Here is a 20,073-nt window from a genome sequence, read left to right on the forward strand (position 1 = left end):
GACGACCGGCACGGGATAATCCGGAAAAAGATCAGCCGCGGCTGCCGGTCAATTCTCTTTCCGCCGCGGGCCGCCCGGCCGCGGGGCGGACCGGAACGCAAGCCAGGAGCAGGAAAGCCGCCACGACGCCCAGGAGCACGTGGCCGGCGAGGGCGCACAATCCGCACAATGCGGTCCATAGGACGATCTTCATTCACCGAGTGTAGAACCCACCGGAATCGACGGCGGAAAACTTGGGAAAGACTTAGGGTTGGCACGATTACTATTCCATGAGACGAATAATCACCCGGGAAGGAAAGGGTTGCCTGACCTTTCCGGTACCGCCACGCCACACCGCAACACCGAACCAACGCCGGGTCATCGCCCACCGCCCCGCCGCGCCGCACCGCACCGCCGGCCCGCTCCGCCCTGCCACGCCACCCCGCCGACCCGCTCCGCCCTGCCACGCCACCCCGCCGACCCGCTCCGCCCTGCCACGCCACCCCGCCTGCCGCGGCACCTGTCCCAGCGCCCGCGCTGCCCAGCCCCGGATCAGGCTCGCCAAACCGCAATCGCGAGACAGCCCCGGCGCTCGGCTTTCCGCTCACCAAACCGCTGCCGCGACCGGCTCCCCGCGACGCTCGGCTCGCCAAACCGCTGTCGCAACGCTTCCCGCCCTCCGGCACTCGGTTCACCACACCGCCACCGCACCACCCAACCCTCGACCTTCGGCCCACCACACCGCGACCGCAGTGCGTTGCCCAACCCCGGCACACGGTCACCACACCGCCACCGCACCACCCAACCCTCGACCTTCGGCCCACCACACCGCGACCGCAGTGCGTTGCCCAACCCCGGCACACGGTCACCACACCGCCGCCGACCACACGACCGACCCCGCTCACCACGCCGCCATCCCGGCTCGTCAGGCTCCGTCGCACCGCACCGCCGGCCTACTCACCACACCGCGACCGCAGCGCCTTAACCAACCCCGGCACACGGTCACCACACCGCCGCCGACCACACGACCGACCCCGCTCACCACGCCACCATCGTGGTGTGTCCCGGACGGCGCGCTGCCACCGCACTGGCCCGGTTTGCGCCCCACCTGGCGGTTGTGGCGGACCGTCCGGCAGGATCGGGGCGTGCCTGAACCCGGAACCAGTGCGCTCGTCGTCGAACTGCCTGCCGCGGGTGGGTTGCTCGCTCTTGCCGCGGAAGTCGATCCCGGGCTCGTCCGGCCGGGGTTGCCACCGCACGTCACCGCGTTGTACCCGTTTCTGCCCGCCGCGCAGCTCACCGAGGCGGTCGACGAGGCGGTGCGCGCCGTCGCCGCCGCGCACCAGCCGGTCGACGTCCGGCTGACCGAGCCGGTCACCGCGCCCGGGTTCGTCGCGGCCGCTGCGCCGGCGCTGCAGCCGCTGGCCGACGCGGTGTGCGAGCGCTGGCCCGACGTGCCGCCCTACGGCGGACGGTTCGGACCGCGGCCGCCGGTGCACCTGACCATCGCGATGGGCGGCACCGACGAGCAGCGCGCAACCGTCACCGAGCGTGCCGCCGCCGCACTCCCGGTGACCGATCGCGCCGAGAAGCTGCATCTCGTCGTGCTCACCGAGCAGGGCTGGCAGCTCCGGTTGTCGGCTCCGCTCGGAACGCCTGCGCGATAGCCCGTAGCCGCGCCACCTCCGCGGCGAAAGCGGTGTCCGCGAGGCCTGCTTCGCCTTCGTCGCGCGAAGGTCCTTCGCCGCTTCTCAGCACCCGCGCGGCCGCGGACGGGGAAAGCTGTGGGCCGACGCCGGCGAGCAGAAGACCGTCGTTGATCTCGCTCATCACGGTCAGCAGCCGTTCCCGGCTGTTCGTCGCGGCACCGTCGAGCCGCACGACCTCCGGGTACCGCGCCACCACGTGCGCGTGCAGCGGGCGCAGCGCAGCACGAGTCCGCGCGTCACGCACCGAACGCCCGGCGGCCGGGAGCGCCGGCAACGTCAGCCCCACCACGAGCAGCAGCACCGAAATCGCCGGAAAGCCCACCGCGAGCGAGCAATCCGGCGTGGCGAACGCGCCGGGGCAGACGTGCGCGACCGGGTGCGCATCGGCCACGTTGCGCACCAGGTCGACGATTTTCCCTGCCAGATAAGCGAATGCGAACAGGCAGCCGACGAACAGCACACCCATCCCGGCACGGAACGCACCCGTGCCCGCCCGCACCGCGCCGACGGACACCACGGCGATTTCCCCCACCGCGAAGCCGAGATAACCGGTGTAGACCACGATGTAAGCGATCAGCGTGGGGTTCGAGCGGTACAGCTCGTCGAACAGCCCCACCCCGGTGGGCAGCCCGCGGGTGGCGAAGAACGACGCGGTCAGGATCACCAGCGCGGTCAGCAGGACGCCCAGCCTCGTCCGCCGCCGCCGGTGCGCCACGCCGCCGATTTCCGCAACGGTGACCGAGATGCCGTACGCAGCGATCATGGTCGCGAGATTCGACAGCAGCCTGCCGAGGCTCGGGTAGATCTCGCTCTCCACCGCCTGCGCGCTGTCGGCCAGCAGGCAGAACGCGAGCCCCAGCGCGATCAGGCTGATCGCCAGGCCGCGACCGGCGCCGGTGCGCCTGGCCCGCAGCGCCCGCCAGATCCCGATCGCGACAGCGAACAGCCCGACCCCGAAGAAGAGGGCGTCGATCATCCGGCGGCTACCCGAGCACCGACGCGAACCGCCGCGCGCGATCGGCCGCCGGGCCGGAGGCACCGGGCCGCAGCGGCGCCTCGTCCGCGGTGGCGGCGCTCATCAGCAGCACGGCCATCAGTTCCGCCTCGTACTCGTCGGAGTCCGTGGTGACCCGGGTGAGCAGGTGCGAAAGCAGGTGCGCGCTGAGGTCCGGGGCGAGCCTGGCCGCCTCGGCCTCGGACAGCACGCATTCGCCGCGGTGCTCGCACAGCAGGTGCGCGATCTCGTGCGCGATGATGTGGTCCTGGTGCAGCGTGGAGGTGCCCGCGGCGTAGGCGACCAGGTCGTAGCTGTCGTGCCGCTGCCATGCACCGGAGGGCCGGCCCGGCGCGTACCGCACGGCCAGCAGGTCGATGTCGCGCCCGCGGTGGCGTTCCAGCCGGTCGATCCAGTCGTTCATCGACCACGGCCGGGGCGGCGGTACCTCGCGCAGCAGGCCGCGCACCCGCCGGCGGGCACGCGTGCGCAGGCTCGGGTCGATGACCCCTCCCGAGACGATCGGCGGCAGGACCAGCCGGTCGCACCACGGCGTCCCCGGTGCTCCGGCGACACCCAGCATAGCGGCCCGCGTCACTCGGGCTTGCGTGCGCGCCGGGTCCGCGCACGCCCGGCCGCGTAGCTGTTCAGCTGGTCCATCAGGGCAGTCACCGTCTCGCGGTCGCGCGGGGACAGCTGCATCGCGCGTTGCGCCAGGTCCCGCGCCCGGGTGTCGCGCCAGGCCACGACATCGGCGACCTGGCGCTCGACCTGCTCGGCCACCTCGTCGTCGAAGAAGTAGGTCACCGGCACCCCGAAGAACCGGGCCAGCGCCTGGATGTGCGAACGCTTCGGGTCGCGGCGCGCGCCGACGGCCAGCTGCTGCACGTGCGTCGCCGACATGCGCACCCCGGTCAGATCCACGACTCCCTGTGCGATCTCCCGGTAGGAGTAGGGCTTGCGGTCCGGCGGGTGCACGGTCGCGATCAGGTGCGCGAGCCGCTGCGCGAAGGTGCGCTCTTCTTCCTGCTCGGTCATGACGCCCCCAGCCCGTCCTCTATTCGCGACGACGTCCAGCATAACTGTCACGCAAACTTGACACCAGCCGTCCTGTTCCGGATACACTCCCGAGGAGCAGCGTCACGAAAACTAAACAAGGGATCCGCGTGTGGCCGCTGGGGGTGTCCACACGCGGACCCGCTTCTTCCCGCCGGTCTCCACCGCCAGCGGGGTGCACAGGCAGCGGAGGTAGGTTGTCCGCCATGGCACTCCCCCGCGGTCCGGAAAGGACACCCGTCGTCGTCACGGGTGGCAGCGGCTTCATCGGCCGGGTCACCGTGCGCGCGTTCCGTGAACGCGGCTACCCGGTCACCGTTGTCGACCGGGTGCCGTATGAGACTGACGACGAGGGCGTACGCGTCGTCGTCGGCGACCTGCGGGAGCCGGCGACCCGCGAAGCGGCGGTCACGCCGGGCACCGGCGGAATCGTTCACCTCGCAGCGCTCACGTCCGTGCTGAAGTCCGTCGAGCTGCCGCGCGAGACCTTCACCGAAAACGTCGCGGTGACCCACGAACTGCTGGAGCTGAGCCGCGAACGCGATGTGCCGCGGTTCGTGCTCGCCTCCACGAACGCGGTGATCGGCGACGTCGGTACCTCCGCGATCACCCTCGACCTGCCCACGCGCCCGCTCACGCCGTACGGGGCCACGAAGGCGGCATGCGAGATGCTGCTCTCCGGCTACTCCGGCGCGTACGGCATCACGACTTGCGCGCTGCGGTTCACGAACGTCTACGGCCCCGGCATGTCCCACAAGGACAGCTTCGTCCCGCGCATGATGCGCGCAGCGCTCAAGGGCGAAGGCGTGCGCGTGTACGGCACCGGCGAGCAGCGCCGCGACCTCGTGCACGTGGACGACGTGGTGCGCGCGATCGTGCTGGCGTACGAAAGCGGGCACACCGGCCGTGCGATCGTCGGTGCCGGACATTCCGTGTCGGTGCTGGAAATGGTCGAGACCGTGCGCGCGGTGACCGGCGCCGAACTGCCGGTGGAGCACGTGCCCGCGCCGGCCGGGGAGATGCCCGCGGTGATCGTGGACGTGTCGGCGAGCGCGGAGACGATCGGCTACCGCCCGGCGATCTCGCTCGCCGACGGGCTGGCGACGGCGTGGAAATACTTCTCGGAACTGGAAAATCCCGCGCCGTGACCCGGTTCCTCCGCCGCCACGCCGTTCTCCTCGTCCTGCTCGCGGCGGGTACCGCGCTGCGCGTGCTGGCCTGGGTCGCCTACCGGCCTGCCCTGCTGTACATCGATTCCTTCCGGTACCTGGACAACCTGCACGCGCTGCGCGCCGACCAGCTCAACCCGATCGGCTACGACCTGGTGCTGCGCCCGCTGCTCGCGGTCGGCGGGCTGTCCTTCGTCACCGCGGTGCAGCATCTGGCCGGACTGGCGATCGCGGTGGGGAGCTACGCGCTGACGCGGCGGCTGGGCGCGCGCCGCTGGGTGGGCGCGCTCGCCGCCGCTCCCCTGCTGCTCGACGGCTACCAGCTGCAGATCGAGCAGAACATCATGTCCGAGGTGCTCTTCGAAGCGCTGCTGCTCGGGTTGCTGTGGCTGTTGCTGGCGAAGGGAAAGCCGAACTGGCGGCGGATCGCGCTGGCCGGGCTGGTGGTCGGCTTCGCGGTGCTGGTCCGGCTGATCGGCGTCGTGCTCGCGGTGCCGTTCCTGCTGTACGTGCTAGCGGCGGGCCGTGCCTGGCGCTCGTGGCGGGGCTGGCGCCGCGCCGGAGCCGGCCTGCTCGCGATACTCGTCGTGATCGTGCCGTACGCGGCGGAAGTCAAGGCACAGACCGGGAAGTGGGGGCTGACCGGACCGTCGGGCAACATGCTCTACGGACGCACCGCGGCGGTGGCCGACTGCCCGAACCTCGACCTGAGCCCGACCCTGCGGGTGTTCTGCCCGGCCAATCCGGTCGGCGCCCGCCGAGTGGACGACTACACGCACGCCGACCTCGATCCGGCGTGGCCCGGCCCGCTGCCTCCCGGCGCGGACAAGGCCGCGCTCGCCCACGAGTTCGCCGTCGACGTGCTCGCGGTGCAGTGGTGGGACGTCGCCAAGGCGATCATCGGCGACTTCTCGAAGAGCTTCCACTTCACCCGGGTGAGCGCGGTCAACGACGTCGAGGTCGACCGGTGGCAGTTCCAGCGGGCCTACCCGGAGTGGAACGATCCGCCCGCGATCGCGGCGATCACCCAGCAGTACGACGGCATCGACCCGGTCGTCGACACACCGATCGCCGGGTTCCTGCGCGACTACCAGCTCAACGGCGGTTTCGTGCCCGGCGCGGTGCTCGGTTTCTTCGCGCTGCTCGGGCTGGCGGCCGCGGCCCGCCGGAAGAAACCCCGCGACCGGGCCCGCAGCGGCGCACTGCTTGCCGCGGGTACCGGGCTTTTCCTGCTCTTCGCGTCCGCGGTGTTCGAGTTTTCCTGGAGGTATCAGTTGCCCGCACTCGTGCTGCTGCCGGTGGCAGGCGCGCTCGGCTTCACCACACTCACCGCCGCCAGCCGCCGAAGGCTGGGCGCGTACCCCGACGCCGTCGACGAAGGCGCCGTCGCGGACTTCCACGACCGGCACCCCGGCGCGCAGCTGTCCGAGCTGACCGTGGTGATCGCCGCGTACAACGAAGCGGGCGGCATCGGCCAGGTACTGGAGAAAATGCCCGCGGACTGCCTCGGTCTCCCGGTGGACGTTCTGGTGGTCGTCGACGGCGGCACCGACGACACAGCGGCGATCGCCGAGAAGCACGGCGCGTACGTGTGCGTCGCACCGGCGAACCGGGGTCAGGGCGCGGCGTTGCGGCTCGGCTATCACCTCGCCGCCGAGAACGGCGCGAAGTACCTCGTGACCACCGACGGCGACGGCCAGTACGACAACAGTGAGATGGCCGAGCTCGTCGGCCCGCTGCTCGAGGGCACCGCGGACTTCGTCACCGGCTCGCGACGGCTCGGCCACGAAGAGGCCGACAGCCGGATGCGGTGGATCGGCGTACGGGTCTTCGCGTGGCTGGCTTCGCTGCTCACGCTGCGCCGGATCAGCGACACGTCGTTCGGCTTCCGCGGTATGCGCGCGGACCTCGCGTGCGCTGTCCCGCTGAACGAGCCGCAGTACCAGTCATCGGAACTGCTGCTGGGCGTGACCGCGCGCGGCGCCAGGGTGCTGGAACGGCCGATGAGCATGCGGCTGCGCAAGGCGGGCAAGAGCAAGAAGGGCGGCAGCCTCGTGTACGGCGCGAACTACGCCCGGGTCATGACGGGGACGTGGTGGCGGGGGTACGTGCTGCGTCGCGGGCGAAAACAACGCGATCGAGCAGCGTGAACTTCAGGACGAACACCACTGCGTAACTGAACACGTACGCGCCGTCGAGCACCACGACCCACCAGACGTGCGGCAGTGCCAGCGGCGCGAGCAGGTGGCCGGTGAGGGTGGTCAGGCCCACCGAGGCGAGCCCGCCGAGCGAAATGACCGCCACGTAGGGCAGCAGTTCCCTGCCGACCTCCGGCCTGCCCCTGCGGCCCCACACCCAGCGGCGGGTCAGGAAGAAGTTCAGCACCGCGCCCGCGGCGAAGGCGACCCCGCTGGCCAGCCACGGCGCCCCGCCGACGGCGAGCACGGTGATCAGCGCGACCTGGCTCAGCACCGTCGCGGCCACCGAACTCGTCGCCGCACGGAAGAAACGCACCAGGCCCCGGCGGCGCCGCGGAGGCGATTCCTCCGCCGTGCGCGGGTTCACCGGGTTGGTTACCGTCGTCATGTCCCCAGTCTCCCCTTGGGCCGTCCGGACTGCCGAACGGCCCCCGGCACACAGCGGATTCACAGCTTCCTGCCAGGTGCCCATCAGCACCCGGTCAGTAGGTTCACACCCGGTCCCGGCGTCATGTACAACGAGGAATCGGCGTGCTTGTCGCACAACGAACGGAAAGGCTCCTCCATGCGAGTGCTGGTTCTCGGCGGTGACGGCTACCTCGGCTGGCCCACCGCGCTGCACCTGTCGGACAAAGGTCACGAAGTGGCCGTTCTGGACAATTTCGCGCGGCGCGGCTACGACGTGGAGCTGGGCACCGAAAGTCTCGTGCCGATCGAAGACCTGGCCACCCGCGTCGAGGCGTGGCAGGAAGTGTCCGGCAAGACGATCGCCTCCTACGAAGGCGACCTGCTGGACGCCGAGTTCGTCTTCGACACCGTGCGCGACTTCCGGCCCGAGTCGATCGTGCACTTCGCCGAGCAGCGGTCCGCGCCGTATTCGATGATCGACCGCGAGCACGCCGTGTACACCCAGCACAACAACGTCGTCGGCAATCTGAACCTGCTGTACGCGATCGCCGAGATCGACCCGGACATCCACCTGGTCAAGCTCGGCACGATGGGCGAGTACGGAACGCCGAACATCGACATCGAGGAAGGCTGGCTCGACGTCGAGCACAACGGCCGCCGCGACCGGATGCTGTACCCGAAGAAGCCGGGGTCGTTCTACCACCTGTCGAAGGTGCACGACTCGCACAACATCGAGTTCGCCTGCCGGATCTGGGATCTGCGCGCGACCGACCTGAACCAGGGCGTGGTGTACGGCCAGCAGACCACGCAGACCGTGCTCGATCCGCGGCTGGCCACGCGGTTCGACTACGACGCGGTCTTCGGCACGGTGCTCAACCGGTTCGTCATCCAGGCCGTGCTGGGGCAGCCGCTCACGGTGTACGGCCAGGGCGCGCAGACCCGTGGCCTGATCGACATCCGCGACACCGTGGAATGCATCCGGCTGGCCGTGGAGAACCCGGCCGACCGTGGTGAGTTCCGGGTGTTCAACCAGATGACCGAGAGTTATTCGGTGGCGCAGATCGCGGACATCGTGGCGAACTGCTTCCCCGGGCCGGTGCAGATCGAACAGCTGGACAACCCGCGGGTCGAGCAGGCCGAGCACTACTACCACGTGAAGCACACCGGGCTCGTCGAGCTGGGCCTGCAGCCGCACCTGCTCTCGGACACCCTGATCGAGACGATGTTCGACCTGGTCGGCGCCAACAAGCACCGGGTGGACGACGACCGGATGCGCCCGACCGTGCGCTGGCGGGGCGCGATCAAGTCCTGAGCCCGCGGTTCCCGGCCGCTCGGCCGTCCGCTCCGGAATTGTCGGTACCGGATGCGATGCTTCTCCGGTCAGCCCCGGCAGGGGTGGAGATCGACCGAGCGGCAAGGGAAACGTGGCAGGCGAGGTGACGGCGCGCTGGAGCGCGGACCGGGTGAACGGGCTCGCGCCGGACCCGGCGGCGGCGAGAGCTGCGCGCGGGCTGGCGGTGCCGTCGAGGTGGTCCGGCACCGGCGCGTCCGGACGGGCGGTGTGGGGTGCCTGTCTCGGCAGCGGGAAGACGCCGTACCGCACCGCGGTCGAGCCGGCCGGACCGGCGTTCCGGTGCAGCTGCCCCAGCCGCAAGGTCCCGTGCAAGCACGTGCTGGGGTTGCTGCTGCTGTGGTCCGCCGGGCGGCTGCCCTCGGCGGAGGAACCGGACTGGGTGCGGGGCTGGCCGGAAGAACGCGCGGCCGGGCCGGCGCGAGCGGGCGCTGCCGCGGCCCGGTCCGCCGCGGGCCCGAAAGACCCGGAGGCGGCGGCGAAACGGGCGCGCGACCGGCTCGCCCGGGTCACCGCCGGTGCCGCGGAAATGCGGGACTGGCTCACCGACCGGGTGGCCGCCGGGTTCGCCGGCCTGGAACGCGGCGGCGGCGAGGAACTGCGCACGCTCGCCGCGCGGATGATCGACGCGCGGGCCCCTGGCCTGGCGAGCGGCCTGCACCGAGCGGCCGATCTCGTCGGCCACGGCCGCGACTGGCCGGAACAGCTGCTGGCGGAGCTGTCGTTGCTGCATCTGCTCGCCGGAGCGGTGACCCGGCTGGCGGAGCTGCCCGCCGCGCTGGCGGACACCGTGCGGACCCGGGTGGGTTTCCCGGTGAGCACGGCGCAGGTTTCGGAATCCGGCGAGCGGGTGGCAGACCAGTGGCTGGTCACCGGCGCGGCGGACGAGGACCAGGAAACCCTGCGCAGCCGCCGCACCTGGCTCCGGGGCAGGCACACCGGCCGTGACGCGCTGGTGCTGTCGTTCGCCCCGCCCGGCCGCGCACTGGACAACACCCTGCCCCCAGGACACGTGATCGCGGGCGAACTGGCCTTCTACCCAGGAGCAGTACCGCTGCGGGCACTGTTCACCTACCGGGAAGACGCCTCCCCCGCATCTCCACCCGGACAAGGCGAAACGTCCCCCGCCGCGCACGACACACCACACGACCCCGGCAACCGCGAGCCCGCGCCATCGGCTCCCGGTTTCCCCTCGGATGCCGGCCACCCAACGGGCATCGGCAATCCAGCGGACCCCGGCCGTCCAGAAGCTCCCGGCTTCCCCGCTGTCCCAAGCCGTCCAGAAGCTCCCCGCTTCCCAGCAGCCACCGGCAATCCAGCAGCCCCCGGTGCCCCGGCAGCCCCCGGTATCGCCGCTGTTCCGGCCGTCCCGGTCGCGGCGTGCGGTCGTGCACTCGCGGTGCTCCACGACGCCACCTCGGCTGCTCAGCCCGGTCGCTCGCCGGACCGCTCCTCGCCGGCGCCTCGGGTTGCGACGGATCCGGCCGGGTCCACGTCGACGACGAGTCATCGCGCGGCACCGGATGCCCGGTCCGGCCGTCCGCCGGGCCGGCGCCCGGCCGACCCCGGCACCCCGGCGCCCGGCCGTCATACCGCCGCGTCCGTCGGCGGGCCGGGTCCGGGCACCGGTGGCCGGGTTCCCCCGGGTGCCGCGGCGGAATCGGTGGCGGCACAAGGCTTCCCGGATCCGGCAGACAGCATCACCGAAGCGTTGTCCGCCTACCGCGAGGCGCTCGCCGCGGATCCGTGGCTCGATCGGTGGCCGGTGCTGTTGTCGCGGGTGTCCCCGGCGCGGCGGCCGGACGGCTGGGCTGTGTCCGATGAGGACGGTCTGGCGCTTCCCCTTGCGGCGGCGGTCGATCCGTGGCCGTTGCTGGCCGCCGCAGCGGAGGGATCGGTGACCCTGGCTGCCGAGTGGACCAACGCCGGGCTGTGGCCGCTCACCTGCTGGTACCGCGGCGGGATGGTGCGCCTGTGACCAATTCCGACCCGGCCGGAGGTACGCCGTGACCGCATGGGACGAGGTGGTCGGCGCGGTGCTGCTCGGCACCCGGCGGCGACCGGTCGACCTGACCGGGCTGCCGGACGGCGTCCGGCGCCTCGCCGAGACCCGGGACGAGCCGGCCGAGCAGGCACTCGTCGCCGCTGCCGCGTTCACCGGGTATCGCCGCGCCGGGTGGCAAGCGCTCGCCGGCGTCCGGCCGGAGGAGCCCGCTGCCGCGGACGGCCGGGCGTTGCTCCCATCCGCAGCGCGGGAAAGGCTGGTACGGCTGGAATCCGCCCACCGTCCCGAGTTGCTGGAGGAGTGGCTGCACGCGGTCGCGTCCAGAGGGCTCCGGATTCCCCCCGAACAGCTGCCCGCGCTCGCCGACGCGGCTCGCGCGCGGGTTTCCCTGCGCGCCCCGCTCGCCGAGGTGGCCGGCGCACTCGGGACCTGGCTCGGGCAGCGCAATCCCGAATGGGCGTTCCTCGTCGCAACGGATGCGGGGGACGCCGACGCCTGGCAGTTCGGCAACTCCGCGCAACGCCAGGCGTGGCTGGCCCGCACTCTCCGCACCGATCCGGGCCTGGCCCGGGAGACGCTGGAAAGCACCTGGCGCACCGAACCCGCCGACCTGCGGGCGACGTTCCTGACTCTGCTCGGCGAACACCTCACCGACGCTGACGAGCCCTTCCTCGAAGCAGCGCTGGGCGACCGCGCCGCCGGCGTTCGCGAGATCGCGCTACGGCTGTTCGGCCGGTTCCCCCGATCTGCCTTCGGCGAACGGATGGCCGCGCGGCTGCGTGCATGCGTCACCGTCCGCACCCGCGCGCTGCGGGCCGACGTACTCGAGTTCAGCCCACCGGAGCCGGACGAGGCCATGCCGCGCGACGGGATCCGGGTGCCACCCGGACCGGGGCAGGGCACGGCGCGGTTGCGTGCGCTCATCGCCTCGGCACCCCTGCGGTTCTGGGCCGCCTTCGGCACCCCCGGCGAGCTGGCCGGGATGCTCGTCGAGGGCCCGCCGCTGCACGCGGTTCGCGAAAGCTGGGCCACCGCCGCCCTCCGGCAGCACGACGAAGGCTGGGCGCAGGCACTGGTGGAAGCCGAACCGGGCGGGCGCGCCACCGCCGCGCTGATCGGGGTGCTGTCGCCGGACCAGCAGGCCGCCACGGTGGCGAAACTGGCACGCAGCCTGCCGATCGAGTCGCTGACCCGGCTGATCCTCGATCTGCCCCGCCCGTGGCCGGTGCCGCTCGGGCAGGTGCTGCTCGACTGGGTCGCCGCGCAGCCCGACCACCGCCTCGTCGCGCATGCGGCCGCGCTCGTGGCCAAGGCGGTGCCCCCGGAATGCCTCGGCCACCCGCTGGCCGAGGTGCCACCGCCCGGCGAGGCCGTCCCGTGGCTGCGCGCCGTCGCCGAAACACTCACCTTCCGCCGCGAAATGCACGAGGAGCTCTCATGACATCCGCAGTTCTGCGGCCGCACGCCGAAGAGGAGCACGCCGTGGAGCTGGCCGCCCTCGCCGCGGCCGACGACCGGGTCAAGCCGCCGTCCTGGCACCTGTCGCCTTGGTCGGTGGTCACCTACCTGCTCGGCGGCCGGCTCGAAGACGGCACCGAGATCACCCCGAAGTACGTGGGCCCGCGCCGGCTGATCGAGGTCGCCGTGGCCACCCTCGCCACGGACCGGGCACTGCTGCTGCTCGGCGTGCCCGGCACGGCGAAGACCTGGGTGTCCGAGCACCTCGCGGCCGCGATCAGCGGTGATTCGACGCTGCTCGTCCAGGGCACCGCGGGCACCTCCGAGGAGCAGATCCGCTACGGCTGGAACTACGCGCGCCTGATCGCCGAAGGCCCGAGCGAACGCGCGCTGGTGGAAAGCCCGGTGCTGCGGGCGATGCGCGAGGGCAAGGTCGCCCGTCTCGAAGAGCTCACCCGCGTGCCGGCGGACGTGCAGGACTCGCTGATCACCGTGCTGTCCGAGAAGACCCTGCCGATCCCGGAGCTCGGCACCGAGGTGCAGGCGCGGCCGGGGTTCACCCTGGTGGCCACCGCGAACAACCGGGACAAGGGCGTGAACGAGCTGTCCAGCGCACTGCGGAGGCGGTTCAACACGGTGGTGCTGCCGTTGCCGGACACCGCCGAGGCCGAGGTGGAAATCGTCCGCCGCCGGGTCGGGCAGCTGGGCGCGGCGCTGTCGCTGCCCGCCGAAGCGGCCGATCTCGCCGAGATCCGCCGGGTGGTCACGGTGTTCCGGGAGCTGCGGGCCGGCCGCACCGAGGACGGGCGCACCGCGGTCAAAACCCCGTCCGGCACGCTGTCCACCGCGGAGGCGATCAGCGTGCTCACCGGTGGCCTCGCGCTGGCCGCGCACTTCGGCGACGGGGTGCTGCGGGCGCACGACGTCGCGGCCGGCATCCACGGTGCCGTGGTGAAGGATCCGGTGGCCGACCGTGCGATCTGGGCCGAGTACCTGGAGACCGTGGTCCGGGAACGCGAGGGCTGGGCCGACTTCTACCGCGCCGGCCAGGAGATCACCGGATGACCACGCACCTGCTCGGGATCCGCCACCACGGGCCGGGCTCGGCGCGGGCGGTGGCCACGCGGCTCGCCGAGCTGGCACCGGACGTGGTGCTGATCGAGGGGCCGCCGGAGGCCGACCGGCTCGCCGGGCTCGCCGCCGGGGAAGACCTGCGGCCGCCGGTGGCGTTGCTGGCCTACGCCGCCGACGACGTGTCACGGGCGGCGTTCTGGCCGTTCGCGGTGTTCAGCCCGGAATGGCAGGCATTGCGCTACGCGACAGCCGCCGGCGTCCCGGTGCGGTTCTGCGATCTGCCCGCGGCACACCGCTTCACCCCCGGCGAAGAATCCGCGCCGCCGCGCACCGATCCACTCGCCGAACTCGCCGCGGCAGGCGGCTACGACGATCCCGAACGGTGGTGGGACGACTTCGTCGAATCGCGCCGCGGCGGGGAATCGCCGTTCGAGGTGATCGAGGAGGCGATGACCGCGCTGCGGGAAGGCGAACGGCCGGACGATCCGCACGAACAGCGGCGCGAGGCGTACATGCGCTCGGTGCTGCGCAAGACCCGCAAGGAGGGGTTCCAGCGGATCGCGGTCGTGTGCGGTGCCTGGCACGTGCCCGCGCTGGCCGATCCGCTGCCGCCCGCCACCCGCGACCAGTCCGTCCTCAAAGGACTGCCGAAGCGCAAGGTCGTCTGCACCTGGGTGCCGTGGACGCACGGGCGGCTCGCCGTGACGACCGGATACGGCGCGGGGGTGCGCTCACCCGGCTGGTACCACCACCTGTTCACCACCACCGAAGACGTGACCACCCGGTGGCTCACCGCGGTCGCCGGCGTGCTGCGGGAGGAGGACCTCCCGGTCTCGACCGCGCACGTGATCGAAGCGGTCCGCCTCGCGGACACGCTGGCCGCGCTGCGCGGCCGGTCCTCGGCCGGGCTCGCCGAGGTCGACGCGGCCACCCGCGCCGTGCTGTGCAGCGGCGACGACGTGCAGGCCGACCTGGTCACCCGCCGGATGGTGGTCGGCGAGCTGCTGGGTGCGGTACCGGAATCCGTGCCACAGGCACCACTTGCCGCCGACCTCACCGCCACCGCCCGCAGGCTGCGGCTCAAACGCGAGCCGGTGGCCAGGGAACTCGACCTCGACCTGCGCACGCCGGGCGGGCTCGACCGCTCGCGGCTGCTGCACCGCCTGCTGGTGCTCGACATCCGCTGGGGTGCGCCGGAAACCTCGTCGATCCGCGGCAAAGGCACCTTCCGGGAAACGTGGACGCTGTGCTGGGAGCCCGGATTCGAGGTCGACCTGGTTGCGGCCGCCGCGCACGGCACCACCGTTCCCGCAGCCGCGGCCGCGGTGGTGCGCGAGACCGTTGCCGCGGCCCCGCCGCTGGCCGGCATCACCGCCGCGGTGGAGAACTGCCTGCTGGCCGATCTCGGCGACGCACTGCCCGAAGTGCTCACCGCACTCGACTCCCGTGCGGCCGCGGATGCGGATGTCGCCCACCTCATGGCCGCGCTGCCGCCGCTGGCACGTGCGACCCGTTACGGCGACGTGCGAGGCACCGAAACCGCCCGGCTGCGCGAAGTCGCCGACCGGATCCTCGCCAGGGTCTGCACCGGGCTGCCGCCCGCCGTGCACGGGGTCGACGAAGAGGCGGCGGAGCGGTTCTGCGACCTGGTGGACGAGGTGCACGAAGCGGCCGACCTGCTGGGCGACACCGCACGGGAACGCTGGCTCACCGCGTTGACCCGGCTCGCCGCTCGCCCCGTGCTGCCACCGCTGCTCGCCGGGCGGATCGTGCGGCTGCTGCACGACGCGGACCTGCTCGACAGCGCGGAAGTCGAACTGCGGCTGGGCCGGGCGCTCACCGCCGGCGTCCCGCCTGCCGACGGTGCGGCGTTCGTCGAAGGATTCTTCGCCGGGGGCGCACTGCTGCTGGTGCACGACGAGCGGATGCTGCGAGTCGTGGACGGCTGGCTCGGCGCGATCCCCCCGGAAGTGTTCCCCGAGGTGCTTCCCTTGCTCCGGCGTACTTTCGGCGCGTTCGCCGGACCGGAGAAGCGCGCCATCGGCGAACGCGCCGCGGCGCTGTCGGCCGGATCGGCCCCGGCCGGCCGCACCGCGGACGACTTCGTCGATGCCGACCGGGGCGCGCAGGTCCTGCCGGTCTTCGCCACCCTGCTGGGCGGAGCCGCCCGATGAGCCCCGATCCGGAGAATCTCCGCCGCTGGCGCCTCGTACTGGGGGGTGCCGAAGACGGCACCGGCCGTGGACTGTCCGAAGAGGACAGTGGGATGGACGGCGTGCTGGCCGAGCTCTACGACGAAAACCCGGCGACCACGCGCGGTGGCAGTCGGCGCGGCGGTGGGCTGGGTGCCTCGGCGCCGCGGGTCGCCCGCTGGCTCGGCGACATCCGGCAGTACTTCCCCGGTTCCGTCGTGCAGGTGCTGCAGCGCGATGCGGTGGACCGGCTCGGGATCACCCGGATGCTGCTGGAACCGGAGCTGCTCGCCGCGGTGGAACCCGACGTGCACCTGGTCGGCACCCTGCTGTCGCTGAACGGCGTCCTGCCCGAGGAGACCAAGGCGACCGCCCGCGCGGTCGTGCACAAGGTCGTCACGGAACTGGAGGAGCGGCTTGCCGAGCGCACCCGGTCGGCCGTGCGCGGGGTGCTCGACCGTGCCGTCCGCGGACGGCGGCCGCGCGGCGGGGACATCGACTGGGACCGCACGGTGCGGGCGAATCTCCGGCACTACTCCCCCAGCCTGGGCACGGTCGTACCGGAACGGCTGATCGGCTTCGGCCACCGGAACAACAGCGTCCGGCGGGATGTGGTGCTCGCCGTGGATCAGTCCGGGTCGATGGCGGAATCCGTGGTGTACTCCGGGGTGTTCGGCGCGGCACTGGCGTCGATGCGGGCGTTGAGCACGAAGTTCGTCGCATTCGACACCGCGGTCGCCGACCTCACCGAGCACCTCGACGATCCGGTCGACCTGCTCTTCGGCACCCAGCTCGGCGGCGGCACCGACATCGGCCGCGCGCTGGCCTACTGCCAGGGCCTGGTCGAGCGCCCCGAACAGACGCTGCTGGTCCTGATCAGCGACCTGTACGAGGGCAGCGGCCGCGACGGCCTGCTGCGCCGGGTGGCCGAGCTGACCGGCGCCGGGGTCCAGGTGGTGGCGCTGCTGGCACTGTCCGACTCGGGTGCGCCGTTCTACGACCACGAGAACGCCGCCGCACTAGGCGAGCTGGGCGTGCCCGCGTTCGCCTGCACCCCGGACCTGTTCCCGGATCTGCTGGCCGCCGCGTTGCGCCAGGAGGATTTGCGCCGATGGTCCGCCGGGGACTGACCGCGCACCCGGTGGAGCCGGATGCGGCCGCACCCCGATTCGGCGGCGACGGCAGCCACCGGGGCTCGCACGCCGTCGGTTTCCCAGCGCCCACCCGGACTCTGCTGACGCGGCGGACAGCTTCGGGTGGGGCCCCGCCGGGCCGGGTCGGGAACCACCGGCCCGGCGGGGAGATCTGGGCTCACCGCAGTGGAACGACCTTCGTAGCGCCGAACCTGCCCGCCGGCAGAATCTCCGCGGTGCGGCGCCGTACCGGCACTCGGACGCGGCCCTGGCGCCGGATCGGGGCCGGCGAGCTGCCGGTCCGAACCGCTCCGGCCGAGGCCGGCGGACGCTGATCCTGAGACGGTGACTTCATCTACAGTACTCGCAGTGTAGAAGTTTGCGAGCAGTGTGTTATCCCACAGTCACCGGGCTTGCGCAGTCGCCGTGTTCACCCGGACGCACCAGGTGAGCGCCGCTGCGACGGTCGCGACCGCCGCCGTGATCCGCATCAGTACCTGCCGCTCGCCGGCGAGCGCGTCACCCCGGGTGCCGCTACCCGCTGCGACGGACTGCAGCCGCGCGTACCTCGGCAGCCGGGCCGAGCGGCGCGTGACTCCACAGTGGACGGACCCGGCCACGACGCGGTAGCCGGCTTCCCCGGCCGAGGTCCCCGAGCGCAGCGCAGTTCTCCGGCACGGCAACGCCTTCCAGGACATCGTCGGCCCGCGGGCTCAGGTGGCGGGTCAGCGTGTCCCGTCGGTGCGGCGGGGCAGCTGCCACGGATTGTCCGCACGCAGGGCTTCGGGCAGCAGCGCGTCCGGGAAGCCCTGCCAGGCCACCGGGCGCAGGAACCGCTCGATGGCCGCGGTGCCGACCGACGTCGTGGTCGGCGCAGTGGTCGCCGGGTACGGGCCGCCGTGCTGCTGCGCCCAGCTCACTGTGACGCCGGTGGGCCAGTCGTTCCACAGCAGCCGCCCGGCCAGCCGGGTCAGCGACGGCAGCAGCGCCCGCACGTACTCGGCCTCGTCATCCTCTCCCTGCACGGTGGCGGTGAGGCCGGGGTCCAGCGTGTCCAGGACCTCGATCAGTTCGGCCTGATCGGCGTAGGTGACGATCAGCGACGCGGGACCGAAATGCTCCTCGCGCACCGCCTCGCCGCCGGCCAGGAATTCCTTCGCGGTGGTGCTCAGCAGGCTCGGCGTGCAGCCGAGATCCTGCCGGTCGCCGTCCACCAGGGACGTGACCCCCGGTGCCTCGCGCAGTTCGGCCAGCTTGTCCGTGAACCCGGAGGCGATGCGCTCGTTCAGCATCTCCTGCCGGGCGACCGCGCCAACAGCCTCGCGGAGCGTGTCGTCCAGCCCGTGGCCCTCAGGCAGGAACAACAGCCCGGGTTTGGTGCAGAACTGCCCGGCACCGAGGCTGAACGATCCGGTGTAGGCCTTCGCCACGGCCTCACCCCGCGCGGCGAGCGCGCCCGGGGTGACGACCACCGGGTTCACGCTGCCCAGCTCGCCGTAGAACGGGATCGGGTGCGGCCGCGACACCGCGATGTCGAACAACGCCCGCCCACCGGGCACGGAACCGGTGAACGAGGCGGCCGCGATCCGCGGGTCCTTCAGCGCGGTCACCCCCTGCTCGACCCCGTGGATCACGGCGAACGCGCCGGCCGGAGCCCCGGCCGCGGCCAGCGCAGCGGCCACGATCCCGCCGGTGCGGGCGGAGAGCTCCTCGTGCCCGGGATGCGCTTTCAGCACGACCGGGCATCCGGCGGCGAGCGCGGACGCGGTGTCGCCGCCGGCCACGCTGAACGCGAACGGGAAGTTGCTCGCCGCGAACACCAGCACCGGGCCGATCGGCACCAGCACCCGCCGGATGTCCGGACGCGGGCCCATCGGCCACTCCGGATCGGCGTGGTCGACCGTGGCGCCGAGGTACGCGCCGTCCCGCAGCACCGCACCGAAGAGCCGCAGCTGGAAGGTGGTCCGGGCCAGTTCGCCCTTCAGCCGGGGAGCAGCGGGCAGGTGGCTTTCCTCGTGCGCGAGCGCGATCAGCTCCTCGGCCTCGGCGTCCAGCGCGTCGGCCACGGCGATCAGCCAGCCGGCCCGCTCCGCGGGCGTGCCGGCGGCGAAGGGCCGCGCAGCGGCGGCCGCCTCGGTGAGCACCCGCTCCAGGTCGGCTGGGGAGGTTTCTCGACTCATGATCTCCTCGTTCGGTTCAAGACGCTTCGTGCGCGGCGGCGACTGCGGAGTGCAGGTCCGGCCACCGCGCGGGGCCTGCCAGGCCCAGATGGTAGAGGTGCAGTTCGGTGGCGCCTGCCTGGCCGAGCCGGTGCACGTAGGCCTCGATGTCCGGCACCGGGCTTGCCGCGACGGCGGTGACGTAGCTGCCGACCGCGACCTGCGCGGGCAGCGCCTTCCGCGCCGCGGCCACCGCGTCGACGCTGCGCTGTCCCGGCGCCCAGTTCTGCAGCACCACGGACGCGGCGTCGCCGGCCGCGGTCGGGGTGAGTCCGGGCAGCGCACCGGTCACCCACGGATCCAGCGCTCCGTGCAGCACGACCCGGGTACCGGGCTCCAGTTTCGCGAGCACCGCTGCACGCAGGGCATCCGTGGCCCGCTGCCGCCCGGCGAGCAGCACGTCTTTCAACGATCCGGGAAGCCGGTCCTCGGTCACCGTGAGATCGGCAGTGGCCAGCAACCGGCGCACCTCGGTACGCAGCCGCTCGCGCACGTCCTGCGGGTTCTGCCCGAGCCAGCCTTCGGCGCACGCGGCACAGCAGCAGATGGACAGCAGCCGCGCCACCGCGGGCGCCCACACCCCGTCGGTCTTCTCGTGCTGGTGCTGGTGCACCGCGCCGAGCGGACCGCACGCTTCCAGGATCACCGACGACAGTTCCAGCCCCGCGACCGCCTCGGCGGTCAGCGTGGCGGCGTACTCGCGCACCGCCGGCTGCGACGGGCACAGCGCCCACGGGTAGGTCTCACCGAAGCAGTTCTGCACCGCATACCCGGGAAACGCGTTGCCCAGCTGGGAATTGTGGGTCAGCACGAGCCACGCCGCGCACGGCAGCCCGGCCGCGTTCGCCAGCCGCACGGCGTCCCCGCCGCTGTCGGGCTGAGCAACCCAGTCCGGGACGGCAGGCACCAGCTCGTGACCCGCCCACACCTCCTCGCGCAGCGGGCGGTACGCCGCGGCGGTACGGGCGACCACCGAAGTACGGTCGGGCGACCACGGCGTGGCCGCCCGGGTGCTGTGGTAGGTCAGTGCCACCGCGATCTCGTCCACGCCGAGGTCCCGCACGCGTTCGACGAAACCCGGATCGCCGAGCACATCCCAGGGATAGGCGTAGCCGGTCACCTTCACCG

Annotated in this window: 17 protein-coding genes; 9 read left to right on the forward strand and 8 right to left on the reverse strand. The window is 72.4% G+C overall.

Features of this window, described 5'->3' with window-relative positions; translation table 11 throughout:
- Positions 1-31 precede the first annotated feature (31 nt).
- Positions 32-193: a hypothetical protein gene (locus ABD793_RS37220; RefSeq protein ID WP_344868167.1), complete on the reverse strand. Its 162-nt coding sequence runs from the start codon at positions 191-193 to the stop codon at positions 32-34.
- Positions 194-1,124: 931 nt separating this feature from the next.
- On the opposite strand from ABD793_RS37220, the gene ABD793_RS37225 reads away from it, so the two are divergent.
- Positions 1,125-1,646 carry a 2'-5' RNA ligase family protein gene (locus tag ABD793_RS37225; protein ID WP_344868168.1) on the forward strand — a complete coding sequence of 174 codons (522 nt, stop codon included), beginning with the start codon at positions 1,125-1,127 and terminating at the stop codon, positions 1,644-1,646.
- On the opposite strand, the gene ABD793_RS37230 is transcribed toward ABD793_RS37225, so the two are convergent.
- From ABD793_RS37230 to ABD793_RS37240, 3 genes are read right to left on the reverse strand one after another with little or no spacing between them, the layout of a single operon-like run.
- The gene (locus ABD793_RS37230; RefSeq protein WP_344868169.1) at positions 1,588-2,664 is read right to left on the reverse strand and encodes a hypothetical protein; all 1,077 of its coding nucleotides are present in this window, start codon (positions 2,662-2,664) and stop codon (positions 1,588-1,590) included. The two genes, ABD793_RS37225 and ABD793_RS37230, sit on opposite strands and share 59 nt — an antisense overlap.
- A 7-nt stretch (positions 2,665-2,671) precedes the next feature.
- The gene (locus ABD793_RS37235; protein WP_344868170.1) at positions 2,672-3,280 is read right to left on the reverse strand and encodes a hypothetical protein; all 609 of its coding nucleotides are present in this window, start codon (positions 3,278-3,280) and stop codon (positions 2,672-2,674) included.
- On the reverse strand, positions 3,277-3,720 hold the full coding sequence (locus ABD793_RS37240) for an XRE family transcriptional regulator (protein ID WP_344868171.1): 444 nt from the start codon (positions 3,718-3,720) through the stop codon (positions 3,277-3,279). The genes ABD793_RS37235 and ABD793_RS37240 overlap by 4 nt, the downstream gene beginning before the upstream one ends.
- 224 nt (positions 3,721-3,944) lie before the next feature.
- Between ABD793_RS37240 and ABD793_RS37245 the strand changes: the two genes are divergently transcribed.
- Together ABD793_RS37245 and ABD793_RS37250 are read left to right on the forward strand one after the other, a co-directional pair.
- Positions 3,945-4,886, forward strand: a complete 942-nt coding sequence (locus ABD793_RS37245; RefSeq protein WP_344868172.1) for an NAD-dependent epimerase/dehydratase family protein — start codon at positions 3,945-3,947, stop codon at positions 4,884-4,886.
- The gene (locus ABD793_RS37250; RefSeq protein ID WP_344868173.1) at positions 4,883-7,057 is read left to right on the forward strand and encodes a glycosyltransferase; all 2,175 of its coding nucleotides are present in this window, start codon (positions 4,883-4,885) and stop codon (positions 7,055-7,057) included. Before ABD793_RS37245 ends, ABD793_RS37250 begins: the two co-directional genes overlap by 4 nt.
- Here ABD793_RS37250 and ABD793_RS37255 read toward each other — a convergent pair.
- On the reverse strand, positions 6,987-7,493 hold the full coding sequence (locus tag ABD793_RS37255; RefSeq protein ID WP_344868174.1) for a GtrA family protein: 507 nt from the start codon (positions 7,491-7,493) through the stop codon (positions 6,987-6,989). The genes ABD793_RS37250 and ABD793_RS37255 overlap by 71 nt on opposite strands.
- A 177-nt stretch (positions 7,494-7,670) precedes the next feature.
- Between ABD793_RS37255 and ABD793_RS37260 the strand changes: the two genes are divergently transcribed.
- From ABD793_RS37260 to ABD793_RS37285, 6 genes are all read left to right on the forward strand, one after another.
- A complete protein-coding gene (locus ABD793_RS37260; protein ID WP_344868175.1) occupies positions 7,671-8,825 on the forward strand; it encodes an NAD-dependent epimerase/dehydratase family protein in 1,155 nt (384 codons plus the stop codon).
- Positions 8,826-8,937: 112 nt separating this feature from the next.
- Positions 8,938-10,842 (forward strand): SWIM zinc finger family protein, encoded by a 1,905-nt coding sequence (locus tag ABD793_RS37265; RefSeq protein WP_344868176.1) that lies wholly within the window; start codon positions 8,938-8,940, stop codon positions 10,840-10,842.
- A 28-nt stretch (positions 10,843-10,870) separates the two neighbouring features.
- On the forward strand, positions 10,871-12,310 hold the full coding sequence (locus ABD793_RS37270; RefSeq protein WP_344868177.1) for a DUF5691 domain-containing protein: 1,440 nt from the start codon (positions 10,871-10,873) through the stop codon (positions 12,308-12,310).
- Positions 12,307-13,392: an ATP-binding protein gene (locus ABD793_RS37275; protein ID WP_344868178.1), complete on the forward strand. Its 1,086-nt coding sequence runs from the start codon at positions 12,307-12,309 to the stop codon at positions 13,390-13,392. Before ABD793_RS37270 ends, ABD793_RS37275 begins: the two co-directional genes overlap by 4 nt.
- Positions 13,389-15,575 carry a DUF5682 family protein gene (locus ABD793_RS37280; protein ID WP_344868179.1) on the forward strand — a complete coding sequence of 729 codons (2,187 nt, stop codon included), beginning with the start codon at positions 13,389-13,391 and terminating at the stop codon, positions 15,573-15,575. The genes ABD793_RS37275 and ABD793_RS37280 overlap by 4 nt, the downstream gene beginning before the upstream one ends.
- The gene (locus tag ABD793_RS37285) at positions 15,572-16,723 is read left to right on the forward strand and encodes a VWA domain-containing protein (RefSeq protein WP_344868180.1); all 1,152 of its coding nucleotides are present in this window, start codon (positions 15,572-15,574) and stop codon (positions 16,721-16,723) included. Before ABD793_RS37280 ends, ABD793_RS37285 begins: the two co-directional genes overlap by 4 nt.
- Before the next feature lie 407 nt (positions 16,724-17,130).
- Here the strand turns inward: ABD793_RS37285 and ABD793_RS37290 are convergent, their stop codons facing one another.
- The 3 genes from ABD793_RS37290 to ABD793_RS37300 are packed head-to-tail and all read right to left on the reverse strand — an operon-like array spanning position 17,131 to position 20,071.
- Positions 17,131-17,424 carry a hypothetical protein gene (locus tag ABD793_RS37290; RefSeq protein ID WP_344868181.1) on the reverse strand — a complete coding sequence of 98 codons (294 nt, stop codon included), beginning with the start codon at positions 17,422-17,424 and terminating at the stop codon, positions 17,131-17,133.
- Positions 17,425-17,451: 27 nt separating this feature from the next.
- Positions 17,452-18,906, reverse strand: a complete 1,455-nt coding sequence (locus ABD793_RS37295) for an aldehyde dehydrogenase (NADP(+)) (protein ID WP_344868183.1) — start codon at positions 18,904-18,906, stop codon at positions 17,452-17,454.
- A gap of 16 nt (positions 18,907-18,922) precedes the next feature.
- Complete coding sequence (locus ABD793_RS37300; RefSeq protein WP_344868184.1) at positions 18,923-20,071, reverse strand: hypothetical protein; 1,149 nt, start codon at positions 20,069-20,071, stop codon at positions 18,923-18,925.
- Between the last annotated feature and the right edge of the window lie 2 nt (positions 20,072-20,073).

The sequence above is a fragment of the Amycolatopsis ultiminotia genome (assembly GCF_039536925.1).
Taxonomy (GTDB): domain Bacteria; phylum Actinomycetota; class Actinomycetes; order Mycobacteriales; family Pseudonocardiaceae; genus Amycolatopsis; species Amycolatopsis ultiminotia.

Coding starts and splice junctions, on each gene's coding strand:
- ABD793_RS37245 (WP_344868172.1), top strand. CDS start 3,945: ATGGCACTCCCCCGCGGTCCGGAAAGGACACCCGTCGTCGTCACGGGT.
- ABD793_RS37285 (WP_344868180.1), top strand. CDS start 15,572: ATGAGCCCCGATCCGGAGAATCTCCGCCGCTGGCGCCTCGTACTGGGG.
- ABD793_RS37290 (WP_344868181.1), bottom strand. CDS start 17,424: ATGTCCTGGAAGGCGTTGCCGTGCCGGAGAACTGCGCTGCGCTCGGGG.
- ABD793_RS37260 (WP_344868175.1), top strand. CDS start 7,671: ATGCGAGTGCTGGTTCTCGGCGGTGACGGCTACCTCGGCTGGCCCACC.
- ABD793_RS37240 (WP_344868171.1), bottom strand. CDS start 3,720: ATGACCGAGCAGGAAGAAGAGCGCACCTTCGCGCAGCGGCTCGCGCAC.
- ABD793_RS37230 (WP_344868169.1), bottom strand. CDS start 2,664: ATGATCGACGCCCTCTTCTTCGGGGTCGGGCTGTTCGCTGTCGCGATC.
- ABD793_RS37275 (WP_344868178.1), top strand. CDS start 12,307: ATGACATCCGCAGTTCTGCGGCCGCACGCCGAAGAGGAGCACGCCGTG.
- ABD793_RS37255 (WP_344868174.1), bottom strand. CDS start 7,493: ATGACGACGGTAACCAACCCGGTGAACCCGCGCACGGCGGAGGAATCG.
- ABD793_RS37280 (WP_344868179.1), top strand. CDS start 13,389: ATGACCACGCACCTGCTCGGGATCCGCCACCACGGGCCGGGCTCGGCG.
- ABD793_RS37220 (WP_344868167.1), bottom strand. CDS start 193: ATGAAGATCGTCCTATGGACCGCATTGTGCGGATTGTGCGCCCTCGCC.
- ABD793_RS37295 (WP_344868183.1), bottom strand. CDS start 18,906: ATGAGTCGAGAAACCTCCCCAGCCGACCTGGAGCGGGTGCTCACCGAG.